This window comes from Myxococcus dinghuensis (assembly GCF_024198235.1).
Taxonomy (GTDB): Bacteria; Myxococcota; Myxococcia; order Myxococcales; family Myxococcaceae; genus Myxococcus; species Myxococcus dinghuensis.
The window spans coordinates 1-17,992 of sequence record NZ_JAKCFB010000003.1 but is presented as its reverse complement, the minus strand read 5'-3'; the positions used below and the strand labels follow the sequence as shown (position 1 = coordinate 17,992).

Here is a 17,992-nt window from a genome sequence, read left to right as displayed (position 1 = left end):
CCGTGGGGGCCTCCCGTCCACGGGGTGCGGGGAGTGGGCCCGGGCCCGGGTGGGTTCGGCAAGGAACTGGGACCTGGCGCGCGTCGCGCTATGGTTCCCTTCCGCCGCGTCCCGAGGAGCCATGAACTTCGTCTTCATCTCCCCCCACTTCCCGTCCCACTTCTTCCACTTCGTCTCGGCGCTGCGTGAGCGGGGTGTCACGGTCCTGGGAATCGGTGACGCGCCCTACGAGTCCCTGCGCGGTGAGCTGAAGGAGTCCCTGCGGGAGTACTACTTCGTCCCCAGCCTGGCGGACGAGGACGCGCTCCAGCGCGCGGCGGGCTACCTCACGTGGCGGCACGGGCGCATCCACCGCATCGACTCGCTCAACGAGGCCTGGCTGGAGGTGGAGGCGCGGCTGCGCGAGGACTTCCACGTGCCGGGGCTCCAGCCCGCGGACATCCTGCGCATGCGCTCCAAGTCCGGCATGGCCCAGGTCTTCCACCAGGCGGGCGTGCCGCACCCGGACCTCATCCGCGTGCGTGACGCCGCGCAGGTCAAGCAGTTCGCCGGGCGCGTGGGCTACCCGCTGGTGCTCAAGCCCGACGTGGGCGTGGGCGCCGCCAACACCTTCAAGGTCTCCAGCGACCAGGAGGTCGACGACGCCCTGTCGCACCCGCTGCCCACCACGTACGTGGCCCAGCCCTTCGTGCGCGGCACCATCGTCACCTACGACGGCATCGTGGACCGCCACGGCGTCATCGTCTTCCAGCTCAGCCACGAGTACAGCGACGGCGGCATGGAGACGGTGGTGGAGAAGCGCGACATCTCCTTCTGGAGCCACCTGGAGATTCCCCCCGCGCTGGACGCGCTGGGCCGGCAGGTGGTGGAGGCGTTCGGCCTGCGCGAGCGCTGGTTCCACCTGGAGTTCTTCCGCCTGCAGGACGGGCGCTTCGTGGTGCTGGAGGCCAACCTGCGTCCGCCCGGGGGCTTCATCCCGGACATGATGAACTACACGTGCGACATCGACGTGTACCGGCTCTGGGCGCGGGTGGTGACGGGGGACCCGGTGGCGGACTTCCGCTACACGCCGCGCTACCACGTGGCGCACAGCGCGCGGCGCCGCGGGCGCAAGTACCTGAACGACTACGCGGCCATCGCGAAGAAGCTGGGGCCCGCGCTCATCCTCCACCGCGAGCTGCCGCCCGTCTACCACAGCCTCCTGGGCGAGGAGATGTACCTGACGCGCCACCAGGACCTGGACGCCATGCACGAGGCGGTGCGCTTCATCCAGGCCACCGGGGAGCGCGCGCTCAACGCTCCTTCCACGTGAGCAGGTACCTCGTCTCCCCGTCGTCCTGGGTGAGGATGAGGACGCGCGGGGACTCCGCGCCGCCCACGCGCAGGAGGCTCTCGAACAGCGTCTCCGAGTAGCCGGGGCAGGGCAGCGCGGAGTTCATCCACATCTCGAACGTGGTCGGGTCCTTCTCCGTCAACTCCACCCGCGTGTAGTTGTCCGTGGCGCGCAAGGTCTGCGGCAGCCGCAGCACCAGCCGCCGGGGCCCGAGCAGGCGCATGACGCCGTACACGGCGCGGCCGATGAGCGTGCGGCCATAGCCCTCCACGTGCGCGGCGGCGAGCCGGGGGAAGGCCTGCTCCGGTGGGAGGCCCGGCCAGGTCTCCTCCACGATGATGTGGAGGCAGCGCAGCCATAGCAGCACGGGGTAGGTGGGCAGCAGCGGGCGGCCCAGGTCCACGCCCGCCTCCTTCAACCGCGCCTTGAGCCGGGGGGAGACGCGCCCGTTCAAGCCGTGCTCGAGCAGGCCCTCCACGACCTGCGCGTACACGAACCGGTGCTCCAGCGGGAGGTCCTGGGGGGACTTCACGGCGACCGTCTCACGCCAGCAGCCAGCGCATCGCCTGCGGGAGCCGACGCTGCCAGTCCCGCTCGTGGTGCTCGCCGCCCGGCTCCAGCACGAGCGACACCTCGTGGTCCGCGTAGCCCAGCGTCTTGAGGTGGTCGTAGAAGGCGCGCGTGGCGCGGCCGTAGTCGAGCGGCACGCCGTCCGCGTGGATGAACTCCTGCGCGCCGGCGTCCAGGTAGATGCGCGTCCAGCGGCGGCTGTGGGCCATCCACTCGGAGAACAGCCGGCCGTCGCCCCACATGACGGTGGGGGACAGCGCGCCGATGCGGCCGAACACGCCGGGGTAGCGGTGGCCCAGGTACAGCGACATGAGCCCGCCCAGCGAGGAGCCCATGGCCCCCGTCCACTGCGGCTCCGTGCGCGTGCGGTAGTTCAGGTCCACCTGGGGCTTGAGGTGCTCCACCAGGAAGCGACCGTAGGCCTCGCCCCGGGCCTTCGCCTGCGTCCGGGGCTCCTCCCAGGGGGAGTACTCCTGGAGCCGGCCCGTCCCGGAGTCCACCGCGACGATGATCCACGGCTCCAGGTGGCCGTGGTCCACGCCCTGCTCCAGCGCGAGGTTCGCGCACCACGTGTCGAACAGGGCCGACTCCGGATGCGCGAAGACGTTCTGCCCGTCGTGCATGTAGAGCACGGGGAAGCGATGCCAGGGCATCGCGTCATACGCATCCGGCGTGTAGATGCGCACGGTGCGGTAGATGCCCTCCTGCGGGGAGGGAAGGTCCCTGACGATGTGGACGTGGCCCATGGATGCTCGCCCCAGCATACATGGCCGGGCCCCACGCTGACGCGGGGGGCGCCGCGCCCGGTGGTTCCCCGGCGCACATGCCCTGGCGGGCGGCCGAGCGCGCGCCAGGCGCCAGCCGCGGCGTGAAGGGTTGGCCCCTGGAATGCAGTGAAATCCAGGAAATTGCCGAGGTGCCTTCGCGTGCTTTCCATGAGAGGAGAGAAGGGCCGGGGCCGCTGCGGGAGCGTCGTGGATGGAACTGAACCGCTTGAACCTCTGTGCGCTGCTGCTGACCACGGAGGAGGACGTGCGCGCCGCGAGGGCCTCGCTGGATGGCAGTGAGGAGGCCCGGCTGCGGCTGATGGCCGCGCAGGCGCAGATGGTGGCGGCGCGCTCGGTGGCGGAGGAGCTGCTGCTGGCGGACCCGCACCTCGTGCAGGTGTGACGCGGTTGCGTTCCGGTGGCTGCGCGTCCCGTGCGTGGACGGCGCGTCCTGGTGGCGGACGGCGCGTGACGGGGTGTCGCCTGTAGGGAACGGTGGTCTCCGGCGTGCAGAGGCGGCGCCGCGTGTCCGGGTCCTTCTGGGGTGGCGTGTTGGGGTGGTGGGTGGGCTGGCTCGTGGGGGTGTCGCCCGCGGGGGCCGCGTCGTACGAGGTGGAGCCGGAGGCGGCGGAGGAGCTGGAGCTCGTCGCGCTGCTGGAGGACGGCGCGATTTCGGCGGAGACGCTGGGCGCGCTGCTGACGCTGCGTGGGGCGGGCGTGGACCTGGAGCGGGCGACGCGGGCCTCGCTCCACGCGCTCCCCGGCCTGACGTATGCGGACGTGGACGCGCGGCTGCGCGGGCGCGAGGCGCGGGGCGAGGCGGCGCTGTTGAGCGAGGACGAGCGCGTCCGGCTCGCGCCATTCCTCGTGCGCGGGGCGCGCGACTCGGTGACGGGGACCGCGCGGCTGGTGACGGACTTCGCGCTGTCGGACGTGCTGGTGCCGCCCGTTTCGTTGCAGGCGCGGGCGCGGGGGCCGCTCGGGTTGAGCGTGGGCGTCGTCGTGTCGCGGGCGCGTCGGCGGCTGGGGGAGGTCCGCCGCGACGCGCGGCTCCGGTCGCTCGTGGTCGACGCGCCCGGTGCGGGGTGGGGGGTGCCCAAGCTCCACGTGCGATGGGAGGGGGCGCACGCGTCGGTGCTGCTGGGGACGTACCGGCTGGGGTTCGGTCAGCGCCTGACGCTGGACACGACGGCGCTGCCGGCTCCCGAGGGCTTCATCCCCGACGACGCCCTGCGCCCGCCGGCCGCGCTGGAGCAGGCCTGTCTCGTCGCGGGGACCGGATGCGAGGCCGGGGCGGGGGCCGCGGACGTGACGCCCGACCATCGCTGGGACGAGGGCTTCCGTGGCGTGGCGGGCACCCTGCGCGTGCCGTTGGGGGACGGGCAGGTGCTGGCGCTCACGGGGTTCGGTTCGTACCAGTCGCGTGGGCTCGTGAAGTCCGCCTTGAGGGACCTGTCCACGTGTGGAGGCCCTGGCGGCGACTGCGCGGCGCCGGAGGTGCTCGTGCCCGTCGGCCACGGTCGCGCGGAGCGGCTCCGGGCGCGCACGCTGCCCGGCGTGTTCGATGAATGGGCGGGAGGAGGGCACGCGAGGTGGGCCTTCTCCTCGCGCGCGCAGGTCGGGGTGACGGGCTGGACCGCGCGGCCGGTGTGGTCCGTCCCGGGGGCGCGGCTCGACTTCGGACCGGGGGCGCGCTACCCGTCGGGAGGCGGCTTCGGCGCGGTGGGCGCGGACGCGGCCTGGGGTGTCGGCGCGCTGGACCTCTTCCTCGAGGCGGCTCGGAGCTTCGATGTCTCGGCGGGGGGCGGTGGGGGCTGGGCCTTGTTCCAGCGCACCGTGGTGTCCGGTCGCGAGCAGGAGTGGGAGCTGTCGCTGCGCTACTACAGCCGGGGCTTCGCCAATCCCTACAGCGGGGCGACCTCCGGACCGGACCTGTTGGACGGGATGCGCGTGCGCAACGAGCTGGGGGCGCGTGTCCGGTCTCTGCACCGGGTGAGGGGCGCGTGGAGGCTGCGGGGACAGGTGGATGCGTGGACGTTGCCCTCGGACGGCGCGGTGGCGGGCACGGCGGGCAGGGCCCACGTGCGTGGCTCCGCCCGCGCGGACTGGCTCGCGTGGGAGGGCTTCCAGCCCTCGCTCCAGGTGGACGCGCGGGAGTCGGGGCTGCGCCCGGGACGCGCCTGCGACACGGAGGCGGGGGACTCCGTGGAGGAGGTCTCCGAGGCGTGTGCGGGCGGGAGCCGCTACGGCGCGGCGCTGCGGGTCCGCTCCGTGCTGAGCGAGCAGGTGGTCCTGGCCTTCGGCTACGGACATTCGCGCGGGGTCGAGGCTGGCGCCGCGAGCCCCCGGCAGGATGCGCGCGCGGTGGCCGAAGTCCGCCTCCGTCCCGTGGAGGCGCTGCGGCTGTCCGGGCGCGTGGCCTGGAAGGACGAGGACCTCTCCGAGCGCACGCGGCTCCGGCAGGAGGTGCGCACCACGGTGGACGCGAGCTGGGCGATGCATGACGCCGTGACGCTGCGGGGGCGGTACGCGTGGGTCGTGGACCTGAAGGACGCGCGAGGCGCCCGGGTGGCGCCGGATGCGCCGCGGCACCTGTTCCGGTTGGAAGTGGAGACCCGCCTCTGACGCGGGGTGGGCGGGGTCGATGGGGAAGGAGGCGGACGTGGGGCGTGGGGGTGGCGTGGGGGCGGTGGTGTTGGGCTGGGCGTTGGTGGCGTGTGGGGGCGCGCCGTCCGAGGCGTGGGAGGACGAGGCCTGCGCGGCTGTCCGGAGCGGGGACGTCGTCATCTCCGAGTACCTCAACGACCCGGAGGGGACGGACACGGGTCGGGAGTACGTGGAGCTCCACAACCCCACCCATGCGGCGGTGGAGCTGGAGGGGCTGCTGCTCTACGCGGCGCGCGCGGACGGTTCACAGGAGAAGGGCTTCCTGTTCCTGGAGCCGTTGTCGATGGCTCCGCGGGACTACCTGGTGCTGGGGGACGTGCGCGACGGCGCGCTGCCCGCGCACGTCGACCTCTCGTATGGGAGCGCGCTGGGGGCGCTGGGCAACACGTCGGGGGCGGTGGGGCTGCGCTGTGGGGACCGGGTCATCGACGAGGTCCCGCTCGCCGCGCCGGGACGCAGCGGCGTGGCCCGAGGCTATGACGGGAGGCTGGTGCCCGACTCGGCGGGGAACGACGACCTGTCGCGCTGGTGCGACGCGCCGGATGCGGGGAGCACGGGGGCGTTCCGAGGCAGCCCGGGCGAGCCGAACGCGCCCTGCGGGACGACGGTGCCCTCCTCGCCCGGCGGCCAGGATGGCGGTGTGGACGCGGGCGTGGACGCCGGGGTCGTGGAGACGTGCCTTCCCGCTGGTGAGCGGACACCCCGGGCGGTGCGCAGGCCTCGGCCTGGGGCGCTGGTCCTCACGGAGGTGATGGCGAACCCCCTCGGCGACGACACCCTGGGCGAGTGGGTGGAGGTCCTGGCCCTGGAGGCGATGGACCTCAATGGGCTGACCCTGGCGACCGACAGCTCCTCCGGGACGACGCTGAAGCGCGAGCAGTGTCTGTCCATCCCGGCGGGGGGCCACGCGCTCCTGGCCCGGAAGCTGGACGCGGTGCTCAACGGTGGGCTGCCCGCGCCGCTGGCCACGTTCGGGATGGACCTGCGCAACGCGGGGGGCGTGGTGTCGGTGCGCGCGGGGGAGGAGGTCCTCGACGCGGTGACCTATGGACCGGCGGTGGAGGGCGTGGCGACGCAGGTCGCTCCGGAGCGGGCGACCTCCTCCGCGAACGACGCGCCGGAGGCCTGGTGTCGGGCCTCGCTGGGATATGGCACGCGGGGGAACCTGGGCACTCCCGGCCTGCCCAACACCGCGTGCTCCGCGGGGAGCGCGGACGCGGGCAGCGCGCCGGACGGCGGCATGGATGCCGGGACGCGGGATGGCGGCGCGGATGCGGGCGGTGTCGACGCGGGGCCTGATACCTCCTGCGTCGACCGCGTCACCGGGAAGCCCCGGGCCCGGCGTGTCCCGGACGTGGGCTCGGTGGCGTTGACGGAGTGGATGGCGGACCCGAGCGCGGTGGCGGACGTGGTGGGCGAGTGGGTCGAGGTCCTCGCCCTGCGCGACGTGGACCTCAACGGCGTCGCCCTGTCGAACGAGAGCGGGGCCCGCTCGGTGCTGGAGTCGCCGCTGTGCCTGACGGTGCGCGCTGGCGCCCGGGCCGTGCTGGCGCGCAGCGCGGACACGGCGCTCAACGGAGGACTGCCCTCGGTCCTGGGGACATTCTCCTTCATCCTTCCGAACGACGCGGGCCCCCATGTCCTGCGGCTGTCGGTGGAGGGACGGGAGTTGGATGCGCTCGGGTGGAGCACCGCGGCGAAGGCGGGACAGTCGTGGCAGGTGGCGCCCGCGTACAGCGACCCCGTGCGCAACGACGTCCCGGGCAGCGCCTGCCTCACGCCCCTCGCCGTGCGCTATGGCCTGGGAGACCGGGGGACGCCGGGACTGGAGAACCGCCCGTGCTCACCCTGAGGCGGCAGGCGGGCGTCGTGGGACTGGGGCTCCTGGTCGCGGCCTGCGGCGGAGCGGTGGAGGGCGCCTGTGGCCCCACGACGGGGCGCGTGGTGGAGGTCATCGACGGAGACACCCTCGTCCTCGAAGGGGGCGAGCGCGTGCGCTACCTGCTCGCGGACGCGCCGGAGACGACGGGCGGGCACGCGGACTGTTTCGGCGCGGAGGCCCGGGCCTTCAACCGCCGCCTCGTCGAGGGGCGCGGGGTGACGCTCGTCGACGGGGAGGCCTGCGAGGACCGCTTCGGTCGGCGACTCGCCTATGTCTGGGTGGACGGGCAGGAGGTGAACTCGCTCCTGGTGGAGCGGGGCCTCGCCTGCGTGCTCCATGTCCCGCCCGCCGGGAGCGCGCGCAGGGCCGAGTTCCAGGCGCTGGAGGTCCGGGCGAGGAGCGCTCGGCATGGCATGTGGGGCGCATGCTCGCCCGTGGCCTGCGCGCGGTGAGCGCCGGACGGGACACGCGGCGTCCTGGTGCCCGCCCCCTGTGCGGGGCTTCGCGCGGGCGGCACTCGGGAGCGGGGAGCCTCGACGCGCGAGGAGACGTATCCCAATCATGTGACGGTCATGCCGACAAGAGCGGAGCCGGCGGGCATGGGCAGGCAGCCGGCGGCGGGGGAGCCCATGGCGGGGGAGGAGGCTCGGGGGCGGTCCGTGCTCGGGAGGAGGGCGTCATGACGCCATGTCCCGTGCCTCCCTGTTCGCTGTCGGAGCTGCTGGCGGCTCGCCGGGAGGACATCGCCCGCCGCTGGGAGGCACGGACGGGAGGCACGGGGGAGGACGGCCCGCCGCGCGACGCGGAGCCCGCGCCGGGCTCCCTGGAGTGGGTGGACGCGGTGGTGCACGGCCTGCGCCTGCTGTCCGACACGTCCGAGCACCCGACGTCACGTGCGCTCGGTGGAGGGCACGGGGTCGGGCGCTTCCGGGCGGGCACGGACATCGACGTGGTGGTGCGCGAGTACGGCCTCCTCCGCGACGTCGTCCTCGAGGTGCTCGAGGAGGTGGGTTGGTCACCGGACTTCCGCGGCCTGCGCGCGCTCAACCACGCCATCGACGCGAGCATCGCCGCCGCGGTGACGCACCATGCCCGTGAGCACGCGCGGACGTTGCACGCCACCGAGTCCAAGCTCCACGACATCCTGGACCACGCGCCCGTCGCCATCTACGCGAAGGACCTGGCCGGCCGGTACTTGTTCGTCAACCGCGCCTTCGAGCGGAACACCGGCCTGCGTGGCCCCGACGTGGTGGGCCACACCGACTTCGAGTTGTTCTCCCTGGAGGTGGCGCGGGTCTTCGCGGCCAACGACCGACGCGTGTTCGAGACGCGGCAGCCGTGGGAGTCCGACGAGCACGTGTCGTGGACGGATGGCTGGCACACCTACCAGTCGCTCAAGTTCCCCCTGCCTGGAGAGGATGGGCTGCCCTCCGCCGTGTGTGGCATCTCCACGGACGTCACCGAGACGCGCCGCGCCCAGCGCGAGCGCGACGAGGCCCGCGAGCGCCTGCGCCGGGTCATCACGCAACTGCCGGTCGTCCTGTGGGCCACGGACGCGGTGGGCTACATCACCTTGTTCGAGGGCAAGGCCCTGGAGGCCATGGGTGTGAAGCCGGGGGCGATGATTGGCCTGCACACCTCCGAGGCCTACGCGGACCGGCCGGACCTGCTGGACGCGGCCCGCCGCGCTCGCGCCGGCGAGACGTTCAACATGGAGATGGAGCTGGGGGGCTCGTGGTTCATGGCCTACGTCTCCCCGGAGCTGGGCGCGGATGGGCGCGTGACGAGCGTGTCGGGCGTCTCCCTGGACATCACCGAGCGCCGGCGCGCCGAGGAGGTGCTGCGGCAGTCGGAGCGGCGCTACCGCCTGGCCACGCGCGCCACGCGCGACGTCATCTACGACTGGAACCTGGCCACCGGCTGCATCGAATGGAGCGACCTGGCCGCGCAGCAGTTCCGGCTGGGGCCGGTCCCGGGGTCGATGGATGTCGACTGGTGGACACGCCACATCCACGCGGATGACCGCGAGCGCGTCGCGCGCGACATCCAGGAGGTCCTGGAGCGGGGCGAGGACTACTGGCACGACGAGTACCGCTTCCAGCGCGGCGACGGCTCCTGGGCGGTCATCGAGGACCGCGGGCAGGTGATTCGCGACGCGCGGGGGCTCGCCACGCGCATGGTGGGCGCCATGCACGACGTCACCGAGCGGCGCTCCGTGGAGCAGGAGGCGCGCCGCCGCGCGGAGTTCGAGCAGCTGCTCATCGGCATCGTGGGGCACGACCTGCGCAACCCCATCTCCGCCATCACCATGGCCTCCACCACGCTCCTGCGGCGCGAGGACCTGGACGAGCGCCAGCGCAAGGTGCTGGGCCGCATCCTCTCCAGCGCCGAGCGCGCCACGCGGATGCTGCGTGACGTGCTGGACTTCACGCAGGCGCGGCTGGGCGGCGGCATCCCCATGCAGCCGCGTCCCCTGGACCTGCACGAGCTGACGCGGCAGGTGGTGGACGAGGTGCGGCTGGCGTATCCCGAGCGGCAGTTGGACCTGGTCTGCCTGGGGGACGGCGCGGGCTCGTGGGACCCGGACCGGCTGGCGCAGGTCATCACCAACCTGGTGAGCAACGCCATCAACTACAGCCCGGAGCCGTGTCCGGTGCTCGTGCGCACGCATGGGACGCGGGGCGCGGTGTCGCTGTGCGTGCACAACATGGGCGCCCCCATCCCCGCGGAGCTGGTGCCGCGCCTGTTCGAGCCGATGAAGCGCGCGGAGCGGCTGGACGCCCGCGACGGGCGGGGCCTGGGGCTCGGACTGTTCATCGTGAAGCACATCGTGGACGCGCACGGGGGCCGCCTGCGGGTGCGCTCGTCCGAGCAAGACGGCACGCTCGTCACCGTGCGGCTGCCCCGGTGTCTCGACCCGCTGCCTCCCTGTCCCGAAAAACTTCGATACCGCTGAGCCTCGAGGGACCTTCCCGCACCCTGGGTGTCCCGTCCCAGGACGGGCGGGCGGGCAGGGGCCTCTTGCTCCTCGGGGCGGGGCCGACTAGCACGGGGCTCCTGACTCGTTTCCCTCGGAGGGGTGCATGAGCAACAAGGTCATCATCGGGCTCGGTATCGGCTGCGGCGTCATCCTGCTGGGTGTCGTCGGCGTGTTCGTTGCGGGCGGTATCTGGGCGAAGAACACGTTTGGCGGCACCGTCGAGGCCGCGAAGAAGATGCAGGACCAGGAGAAGGACCTGGTCGCGCTCAACCGCAGCCACCCCTTCAAGGCCCCCGCCGAGGGCGAGGTGCTGGCGCTCGACGAGCAGCGGCTGGCGACCTACCTCTCCGTGCGCGAGGCGTCGCTGCCGGTGTTCAAGTCGTACGAGGAGAAGTCGAAGGCCTTCCAGGAGAAGCACAAGACGAACGAGGAGGGCGCGCAGCCGGGCCTCGACGCGGCGCTGGAGGCCACCAACCTCCTGATGGCGCTGTCGGCCGACGTCCGCGCCGCCTACATCGCCGGGCTGAAGGAGCACCAGATGTCGCCCGCGGAGTTCCAGGCCATCACCGGCACGGTGTACGCCTCCATGGTCGCGGACAGCACGGAGGCCCTGAAGAAGATGGGCGCCCAGTCCAAGAAGATGATGGAGAAGCAGCTCGCGGAGCTCGACAAGCGCCTGGAGAGCGGCAAGCTCAGCGACGAGGAGCGCACGGAGACGCAGCAGGCGCGCGACGACCTGAAGCAGAGCATGGACGCGCTGGACGAGGAGCTGGGTGGCTCGCAGGGCGAGCTGTCCGCGGAGGCGAAGAAGAACGCCGCCGCCAACGTGGCGCTGCTCAAGAAGTACGAGGACCGCGTGAAGACCATGGCCAACGTGGCCTTCGACGGCTTCGTGATGGGCGGCGCGGCCAACGAGATGGGCGCGTCGGAGTCCGATTCGGAGTCGGAGGACTAGGGTCGCGCGGGAGCGTCCGGACCGGGCCCGAGCGGGTCGGGTCCGGGGCGCTCCCGGGAGTCACCGCGGGGCCCGCGCCGTGGGACGCGGGCCTCCCGGCGCCGGGCCCGCAGGCTCGCCCACACGGACACGCCGACGAGCGCCACGATGATGGCCACGGACGGCAGGGGCGGGAGGTGGACCCACGGCGCGAGGACCATCTTCAGGCCCGCGAAGGCCAGCACGCCGGACAGCCCGTAGTGCAGGTAGCGCAGCCGTCCCAGCGTCCCGGCCAGCACCAGGTACAGCGCGCGCAGCCCCAGGATGGCGAACGCGTTGGAGCTGTAGAGCACGAAGGTGTCCTGCGTCACCGAGAAGGCGGCCGGCACCGAGTCCACCGCGAAGAGGATGTCCGTCAGCTCCAGGCCCATGAGGGCCAGCAGCAGCGGCGTCGCCAGCCACCGCCCGTCCGGGTGCTTCACGAAGAAGCGCTTGCCGTGCGCCCGCTGCGTCATGGGCAGCCTGCGTGACAGCCAGCGCACCGCGCGGTTGCCCTGCTGCTTCGCCGGGTCCTCGCGCAGCACGCGCCAGGACGTGACGAGCAGGATGCCGCCGAAGACGTAGGACACCCACCCCCAGCGCTCCAGCGCCGCCGCCCCCACGAAGATGAAGAGGGCGCGGAACACGAGCGCCCCGAAGATGCCCAGGAAGAGCACTTGGTGCTGGGCCCTCAGGGGGATGGAGAGGCTCTGGAAGATGACGAGGAAGACGAAGACGTTGTCCAGGCTGAGGCTCTTCTCGATGGCCCACGCCGCCAGGTACTCCTGACCCGCCTGCGCGCCGAGCGTGTGCCAGACCCCTCCGCCGAACAGCAGCCCCGCGGTGATCCACACGCAGCTCCAGACGATGGCCGCCCGGTGGGACTCGCCGTGGTGGCCCCGGTGCAGCAGCAGGTCCACCGCGAGCAGCGCCAACACCGAGCCCCAGAAGACGGCCCAGAGCCATGGGGGAGTCGCGTGCATCCGGGGAAACGTATGCATCCGTCCCGGAGGCCGACCCCGCGGGGCGCTCGCCGCCCCCCTCCTGGACGGGCGACCGACCGGCGCCGGCCGGGACCGGTCATCCCCGGTCCCCGACCGCTCACCGCCACGCCACCCGAAGCGGGCGTCGCCGCGCGCATCCTTTCGGCAACTCAGTATCGATGTCCGAGGTGTGTCGCATGTCCCTGCCTCCTTCCTCCCTGCCGTTCGAGGCCCCGCCCGCGCGCCCGGCCGCGCCCGCCGCCCTGCCTCGTCTGACGCGCACCGCCCGCCAGCGCCTGGCCGTCGCCCTGGGGCTGGGCGCGCTCGCGCAGCTGCTGCTGGACCGGCCCCGGTGGGGTGTCTCCTTTCCGTTGGTGATGGGGGCCTTCCTCGCCGCGCTCGCCTGCCTGGGGGGACGCGAGGCGTGGCATCGCGCGCGGCCCAACGCCTGGCTGCTGGCGCCGCTCGTCGGGGTCTCCGGCTTCGTGGCGGTGCGGGCCAGCCCGTGGCTGACCACGCTCAACGTGCTGACCGCGGGGGTGCTGGTGCTGATGCTGGCGCACTTCTGGGCCGCGGGGCGGGTGCAGCGGCTGGGGCTGTGGGGCTACCCCCGGGTGGTGTTGTCTTCCTTCTGGCGCGGCCTGTTCCATCCGCTGCCGCTGGTGCGGGACTCGGTGGACATGCGGGCCGCGGGTCGGCTGGCGCCGCGCGTGCTGCCCTTCGTGCGGGGGCTCCTCATCGTCGTGCCGGTGCTGGGCGTGTTCGCGGGGCTGCTGACCTCGGCGGACGTGGCCTTCGATGCCGCGGTGGGGCGGTTGTGGGCGGTGGACCTGGGCCAGCTGCTGGGGGACACGGTGTCGTGGACGGTGGGGATGCTGGTCTTCTCCACGGCGTGCGCCGCGGTGATGGGCCATGCGCTGCGCCGCCGCGCGGTGTGGGACGCGCCGGAGCTGGGGGACACGGAGGTGGCGCCCGCGACGCCCCGGTTGGGACTCACGGAGGCGTTGATGCTGGTGCTCGGGGTGGACGCGCTGTTCCTCGTGTTCGCGGGCTTCCAGGTGGCGTACCTGTTCGTCGGCGCCGCGACGTCGCCCGCGCCGGGCTACACCTATGCGGAGTACGCGCGGCGCGGCTTCTTCGAGCTGATGCTCGTGTCCATGCTCACCCTGGGGCTGGTGATGGCGCTGGCGCGGTGGACGCGACGGGAGACGCCGGTGGCGCGCGTGGCGTTCCAGGTGGGCACCTCGCTCATGGTGGCGCTGACGCTGGTCATCGTCGCCTCGGCGGTCCAGCGCATGGCGTTGTACGAGGACGCGTATGGCTATACGCGGCTGCGCCTGTTCACGCATGTCTTCATGGTGGCGCTGGGCGGGGTGCTGGCGTGGCGGGGCGTGACGTTGTGGTGGCGGCCGGAGCGCTTCGCGGTGGGGGCCTTCGGCCTCGCGCTGGCGGCGGTGGGGGTGGTCAACGTCATCAACCCGGACGCGCTCATCGTCCGCCTCAACCTGGCGCGGGACACGCAAGAGGCGGAGCTGGACGTCCTCTATCTGGCGGGCTTCCTCTCCGAGGACGCGGTGCCGGAGCTGGTGCGCGCGCGGGGCGATGCGCGGCTCGGCGCGGGCTTCGAGCGGGCGCTGCGCGAGCGCTTCCTCGTGGACGAGGACGCGCCCACGTGGCCGGAGTGGAACCTGGGCCGCTGGCGCGCGCACCGGGCGCTGGAGTCTGTTCGCTGACGTAGCGCAGGAAAGCTAGACATTCCCGTGTGAGGGTGGCTCCACCGGCTTTCGCGGCGGTGGAGACTTCCGGGTTTGCTGGGGTCGGCGGCGGAGAGTCCGCGTTGCTTCGACCCGTTGCCATTCTTTTCCTGCTCCTGGGCGTCACTGCTTCGGCGCAACCCGTTCCCGCTGCGCGAGAGCGCCAGGAGCGGCGCGTCACCTCGTCCAGCAGCCCCGCCGAGCCCGTGCCGGAGCTGCGTGTGGCGGCAGGCGTGGCGACGCTGGTCCTCTTCGATGCCTCGTTGGAGCGAAGCGCCCTGGAGTTGGAGGGGCGGGAGCGCTTCCGCATCGTGGATGTCGGGGAGCGTACCCTCGTCCTGGAGCCCTCCGTGGACCTGGGGGCCGGTGAGCGGCTCGGGCTCCGTGTTCGCTATGCGGATGGCTCGGCTCCGGAGCGTGGAGCGTTCGTGCTGGTCACCGCTCCTGCTGCGGTGGACTCCCGCGTGGAGGTCTTCCGTCGTCGGGATTCAGTCGAGGCGTTGCAAGCCGAGCTGGCCGAGGCACGCTCGAGGCTGGCGGCTCAGGACGTGGAGTTGAGGGCCCTGCGCGCACGAAACGCCGCGACCGGACCTGTGGGAATGGTCATGTCGAGCCTCTTGAATGACCGCGGAGTGCACACCCATCGAATCAGACCCAAGAGCACGAAGCATCGTGCGGACGCGCTGATTGCCGAGGGAGGAGCCAGCTTTCGCGCTGAAACCTGGGCCGTCGTCAGCGTGACGGTTCGGAACAATGGGCAGCAGCCTTGGAGTCCAAGGCTGGCGCGTGTGGTCAACGCAAGGAGCGGTGTTGCTGTCCGGGTGATTGGCGTACACGCGGAGCCGGCGCAGGTGGCACCTGGAGATGTCGGCCTGGTCGTCGTTGAGACCGAGTCGCCAGCGTGGACGGTGGGCGAGGTGTTCCAGGTGGAGCTTCTCGACGCGGACGGCTCTGCCCGAATTCTCGTCCCCGGCGTCGTCCTGTAGGGGGAGCCATGCTGACGTTGATTCACCACCCCTCGCAGTTCCCACCTGGGCACGTGGTCCATGGCTGGCGCGTCGTGAAGCTGGTGGGCGCCGGGGCCTACGGAGCGGTCTACAAGGTGGTGATGGACGGCAAGCACTACGCGCTGAAGGTCGCGATGCACCGGGCCACCAGCGGCGACGAGGAGAAGGCGGACGCGCGGCTGATGCGCGAGCTGGGCTGCCTCGTCCACCTGCGCCATCCGAACATCATCGCCTCACGCTCCTATGGTCGCTGGCCGGAGCTGGACAACGGTTGGCTCTACGTCGTCCTCGACTTCGTGGAGGGCTACACGCTGGCGGAGTGGGTGGAGCGGGTTCACCCCACGGCACAGGAAGTCGTCCGGCTCTTCGTGAAGCTGGCGGGGGCCGTGGACTACATGCACGGGCGCGGCGTCTTCCACCGCGATTTGAAGCTCAACAACATCATGGTTCGCGCCTCGGACCATGAGCCGTTCATCATCGACTTCAGCGCGGGAGACTACACCCACGCGGAGGATTTGACGGACGCGCCGTTGCCGCCTGGAACACGCCGATACCGCTCGCCGGAGGCGTCCCGCTTCCTGCGCGAGCATGGCGACAACCAGGACGCCCGCTACGAGTTCAAGGTGACGGACGACGTCTACGCCCTGGGGGTGTGCCTCTTCGACGTGCTGACGGACCCACATCCCGCGAGCGCCTTCATGCGTGCCCCTGTCGAAGGCAAGCTGATGCCGCCAGGTCCGCGTCTGCTGAACGAGCGGGTGCCCAGCGCCTTGAGCGATGCGGTGATGTGCTTCATCGCGCGCAAGCCAGAGCACCGTCCACCTTCAGCGGAGGCGATGCGCCGCGAACTGGAGATGCTGGCGTCCGCGTCGGGTCCAGAGTGGACCTCGCCACTCCACACGGAGACCGCGAAGCCGCAACTCACCCCGGCCACCGGAACGGAGAAGGAGCCCGTGAAGGCTCCACCGCTCCGAAAGGGCGCGCTCGGTGTGCTGGGCGCGACGCTCCTCGCCGGTGTCGTGGCCACGATGCTCAACGTGGTCCCCTCCGCGCCTGCGTCGAGTGACGAGGTCGTTCCCGAGCGCGAGCAGGAAACCGCATCCAAGGCCCCTCTACTGGACGATGCCGGAGGGCCTTTGATGGCCAGCGCCGCGCCGCCGGCGCCTGCTGACTCTGACCGATTTGGCCCTGCTGGGGTAGCGTCGCCTGAGCGAGATTCAGCCCAGAAGGAAAGCCCTGCCGTGAAGCGTGCTCCTATCGTCGCCAGTCCGTCCGAGTCCCCGGCCCCGAAGGCCCCTGCACCCAATGGCGGCAGGGTGGAGTTCCTCAGGAAGTGCGCTGTTGCCACTGCTGCCGTGGCCTTGCAGCTGGGGTGCCCCGGCAGCTCCCAGGTTCGCCCCGGGCCGAGCGAGTGCCCGTCCGAAGCGCGTGACGCCATGTTCGACGTGCTGCGCTTGTGGGAGGGGGATTCGGTGGACCTGACCCTCGACATGAATCAGCCAGGTCCGTCAGCGGATCAGGGCGTCTATTCGGATGGTCCGGTTCGCGGTGTCGTTCGCGACGGCCGAAGGCGGCTGCCCACGGGGACCATTCTTCGCGGCCAACTGTGGACGAGTGGAGGGGCCTTGCTCGCTCGCTACACCGAAGCCCGGTATCCGGACGGGCGCACTTTTCCTGTCTGCATCGCCATTGGAAAGGATGGGGCCGAAGAGGGAGAGGAGGGCTCGAAGCCCGGGGCTGTGTTGTTCCCCCGGACCTTCCCCGCCTACGTCGTAAAAAAGTGGCCTTGACGGTCCGAGTGTAAAGCCGCTTTCCAGTCTGGAAAGGGAAGGCCGCGCGCAACTGACGACCCGTGGCGTCGTTCACCTGGGACATGACTGACGGTATTGTCTGTCTGTCTTCACGCGAAGCCCTTTCGCGGAGACATGCAGGAGACTCCCTTCATGTCCAATGGTGCTGACCCTCGGCTTGCCGAGGGGGTGGTCCTCTTTTGTCACGAGGACACGCCCTACGTGCTGTTCCAAATCCTCGGGGAGGGCCGCAATGGCGAGCGCCTTCTCCTCGCGCGGCCTCGCACGCCGGAGGGATTCCAAGCCAAGGTGGTCGTGAAGTTCGTGGCGCTTCCGAGCGAGGCGAGCGATGCGGAGCCGCGGCAACGCGCCCGCGCTCGTCTGGAAGAGGAGGTGCGGCTGGCGCAGTTCCTCCAGCACCCCAACATCGCCTGCGTCCACGGCCTCTTCGAGATGACGCAGGGCCTGTGCATCGCCACGGAGAGCGTGGACGGCTTCATCCTGAATCCCACCATGCACGCGCCGATAGGGTCATGGCGGCACTTCGCGCGACCCCTCCCCCCGCTGGCTGGCGCCCGCTCGGTCCCGACGACGAGCTTCTCCGGACGCTCCTCCCCGATGACGAAGCCTGACCGCTACCGCTCGCCGGTGAGGCAGAGCCCTCCTGCGCGGTTCGAGGACTGACCCGCGAGGGCGCGCGTACCAGGCGCTGGAGGCAGCGCCGTTGCGCGGAGGCCCCTCAGCGCAGGTGGTAGTTGAAGGGCAGCTCCACCGTGACGGGCGCGCCGAGCGCGGCCGGCGGCGGCGGGAAGGGCGCGGCCTCGCGCACGGCCTGCATCGCCGCGTCGCACAGCACATAGTGCGGACACGTGCCCACCACCGCCAGCGCGAGCAGCCGACCCCGCGCGTCCACGGAGATGCGCACCGCGAAACGCCCCTCGATTCCCGCCACGGCCGCCTGATGCGGGTAGCGCACGTTCTCGAAGCGGTCGCGGAACATCGTCTCGAAGTACTCCTCCTCCCACGCCGCGCGCTCCGTGGCCGAGGGAGGCGGCGGCGCCACCGGCAGCATCCCCGCGCTGCTCGCCGCCAGCACACCCCGCACCATGCCGCCGATGATGCCGTTGGCCAGCCCACCCGGCGTCGCGCCGGGCACGGCGTCCGTGGGGCTCTCCGCGGCCGCGGCCACCGACGACGCGACGGTCGTCTCCGCGCCCGGCGTCGCGGGCGCCTCCGGGCCCGTCTCCGGCGCGGCGGGGGACGGCGGCCGGGGCGAGGCCGGCGGC

At 71.9% G+C, this 17,992-nt stretch carries 14 protein-coding genes and 1 pseudogene; 11 read left to right on the top strand and 4 right to left on the bottom strand.

What is annotated here, in order from left to right:
* Nucleotides 1–121: 121 nt before the first annotated feature.
* A complete protein-coding gene (locus LZ198_RS05030) occupies nt 122–1,312 on the top strand; it encodes an ATP-grasp domain-containing protein (RefSeq protein WP_253970728.1) in 1,191 nt (396 codons plus the stop codon).
* On the opposite strand, the gene LZ198_RS05025 is transcribed toward LZ198_RS05030, so the two are convergent.
* On the bottom strand, nt 1,293–1,865 hold the full coding sequence (locus LZ198_RS05025) for a TIGR02265 family protein (RefSeq protein WP_253970727.1): 573 nt from the start codon (nt 1,863–1,865) through the stop codon (nt 1,293–1,295). The two genes, LZ198_RS05030 and LZ198_RS05025, sit on opposite strands and share 20 nt — an antisense overlap.
* A 10-nt stretch (nt 1,866–1,875) precedes the next feature.
* Nucleotides 1,876–2,649 (bottom strand): alpha/beta hydrolase, encoded by a 774-nt coding sequence (locus LZ198_RS05020; protein ID WP_253970726.1) that lies wholly within the window; start codon nt 2,647–2,649, stop codon nt 1,876–1,878.
* A 232-nt stretch (nt 2,650–2,881) separates the two neighbouring features.
* Here LZ198_RS05020 and LZ198_RS05015 point away from each other — a divergent pair, with 232 nt between their 5' ends.
* From LZ198_RS05015 to LZ198_RS04990, 6 genes are all read left to right on the top strand, one after another.
* The gene (locus LZ198_RS05015) at nt 2,882–3,073 is read left to right on the top strand and encodes a hypothetical protein (protein ID WP_253970725.1); all 192 of its coding nucleotides are present in this window, start codon (nt 2,882–2,884) and stop codon (nt 3,071–3,073) included.
* 122 nt (nt 3,074–3,195) lie between these two features.
* Nucleotides 3,196–5,295, top strand: coding sequence for a hypothetical protein (locus LZ198_RS05010; RefSeq protein ID WP_253970724.1), 2,100 nt, complete (start codon nt 3,196–3,198; stop codon nt 5,293–5,295).
* 37 nt (nt 5,296–5,332) lie between these two features.
* Nucleotides 5,333–7,189: a lamin tail domain-containing protein gene (locus tag LZ198_RS05005; protein WP_253970723.1), complete on the top strand. Its 1,857-nt coding sequence runs from the start codon at nt 5,333–5,335 to the stop codon at nt 7,187–7,189.
* Nucleotides 7,177–7,671: a thermonuclease family protein gene (locus LZ198_RS05000; protein WP_253970722.1), complete on the top strand. Its 495-nt coding sequence runs from the start codon at nt 7,177–7,179 to the stop codon at nt 7,669–7,671. The genes LZ198_RS05005 and LZ198_RS05000 overlap by 13 nt, the downstream gene beginning before the upstream one ends.
* 227 nt (nt 7,672–7,898) lie before the next feature.
* Complete coding sequence (locus LZ198_RS04995; protein WP_253970721.1) at nt 7,899–10,175, top strand: PAS domain-containing sensor histidine kinase; 2,277 nt, start codon at nt 7,899–7,901, stop codon at nt 10,173–10,175.
* A gap of 127 nt (nt 10,176–10,302) precedes the next feature.
* Nucleotides 10,303–11,154 (top strand): hypothetical protein, encoded by an 852-nt coding sequence (locus tag LZ198_RS04990; protein WP_253970720.1) that lies wholly within the window; start codon nt 10,303–10,305, stop codon nt 11,152–11,154.
* Here the strand turns inward: LZ198_RS04990 and LZ198_RS04985 are convergent.
* Nucleotides 11,151–12,155, bottom strand: a complete 1,005-nt coding sequence (locus LZ198_RS04985; RefSeq protein WP_253970719.1) for a TerC/Alx family metal homeostasis membrane protein — start codon at nt 12,153–12,155, stop codon at nt 11,151–11,153. The genes LZ198_RS04990 and LZ198_RS04985 overlap by 4 nt on opposite strands.
* A 197-nt stretch (nt 12,156–12,352) precedes the next feature.
* Between LZ198_RS04985 and LZ198_RS04980 the strand changes: the two genes are divergently transcribed.
* The 4 genes and pseudogenes from LZ198_RS04980 to LZ198_RS04965 all read left to right on the top strand — a co-directional run.
* Nucleotides 12,353–13,888: a DUF4153 domain-containing protein gene (locus tag LZ198_RS04980; protein WP_253970718.1), complete on the top strand. Its 1,536-nt coding sequence runs from the start codon at nt 12,353–12,355 to the stop codon at nt 13,886–13,888.
* Between the two features lie 104 nt (nt 13,889–13,992).
* Nucleotides 13,993–14,895: a DUF2381 family protein gene (locus LZ198_RS04975; RefSeq protein WP_253970717.1), complete on the top strand. Its 903-nt coding sequence runs from the start codon at nt 13,993–13,995 to the stop codon at nt 14,893–14,895.
* Nucleotides 14,896–14,903: 8 nt separating this feature from the next.
* Nucleotides 14,904–16,706 carry a serine/threonine protein kinase gene (locus LZ198_RS04970; protein ID WP_253970716.1) on the top strand — a complete coding sequence of 601 codons (1,803 nt, stop codon included), beginning with the start codon at nt 14,904–14,906 and terminating at the stop codon, nt 16,704–16,706.
* Nucleotides 16,707–17,209: 503 nt separating this feature from the next.
* Nucleotides 17,210–17,338 (top strand): annotated as a pseudogene (locus LZ198_RS04965) (NUDIX hydrolase); the annotation flags it as partial.
* A 107-nt stretch (nt 17,339–17,445) separates the two neighbouring features.
* On the opposite strand, the gene LZ198_RS04960 reads toward LZ198_RS04965, so the two are convergent.
* On the bottom strand, nt 17,446–17,992 hold a 547-nt coding region (locus tag LZ198_RS04960; RefSeq protein WP_253970715.1), incomplete at its 5' end, for a TonB family protein.

Excerpts from the sequence above, each read along its gene's own strand:
- LZ198_RS05030 (WP_253970728.1), top strand. The coding sequence starts at position 122 with ATGAACTTCGTCTTCATCTCCCCCCACTTCCCGTCCCACTTCTTCCAC.
- LZ198_RS05020 (WP_253970726.1), bottom strand. The coding sequence starts at position 2,649 with ATGGGCCACGTCCACATCGTCAGGGACCTTCCCTCCCCGCAGGAGGGC.
- LZ198_RS05015 (WP_253970725.1), top strand. The coding sequence starts at position 2,882 with ATGGAACTGAACCGCTTGAACCTCTGTGCGCTGCTGCTGACCACGGAG.
- LZ198_RS04995 (WP_253970721.1), top strand. The coding sequence starts at position 7,899 with ATGACGCCATGTCCCGTGCCTCCCTGTTCGCTGTCGGAGCTGCTGGCG.
- LZ198_RS04990 (WP_253970720.1), top strand. The coding sequence starts at position 10,303 with ATGAGCAACAAGGTCATCATCGGGCTCGGTATCGGCTGCGGCGTCATC.
- LZ198_RS04985 (WP_253970719.1), bottom strand. The coding sequence starts at position 12,155 with ATGCACGCGACTCCCCCATGGCTCTGGGCCGTCTTCTGGGGCTCGGTG.
- LZ198_RS04980 (WP_253970718.1), top strand. The coding sequence starts at position 12,353 with ATGTCCCTGCCTCCTTCCTCCCTGCCGTTCGAGGCCCCGCCCGCGCGC.
- LZ198_RS04970 (WP_253970716.1), top strand. The coding sequence starts at position 14,904 with ATGCTGACGTTGATTCACCACCCCTCGCAGTTCCCACCTGGGCACGTG.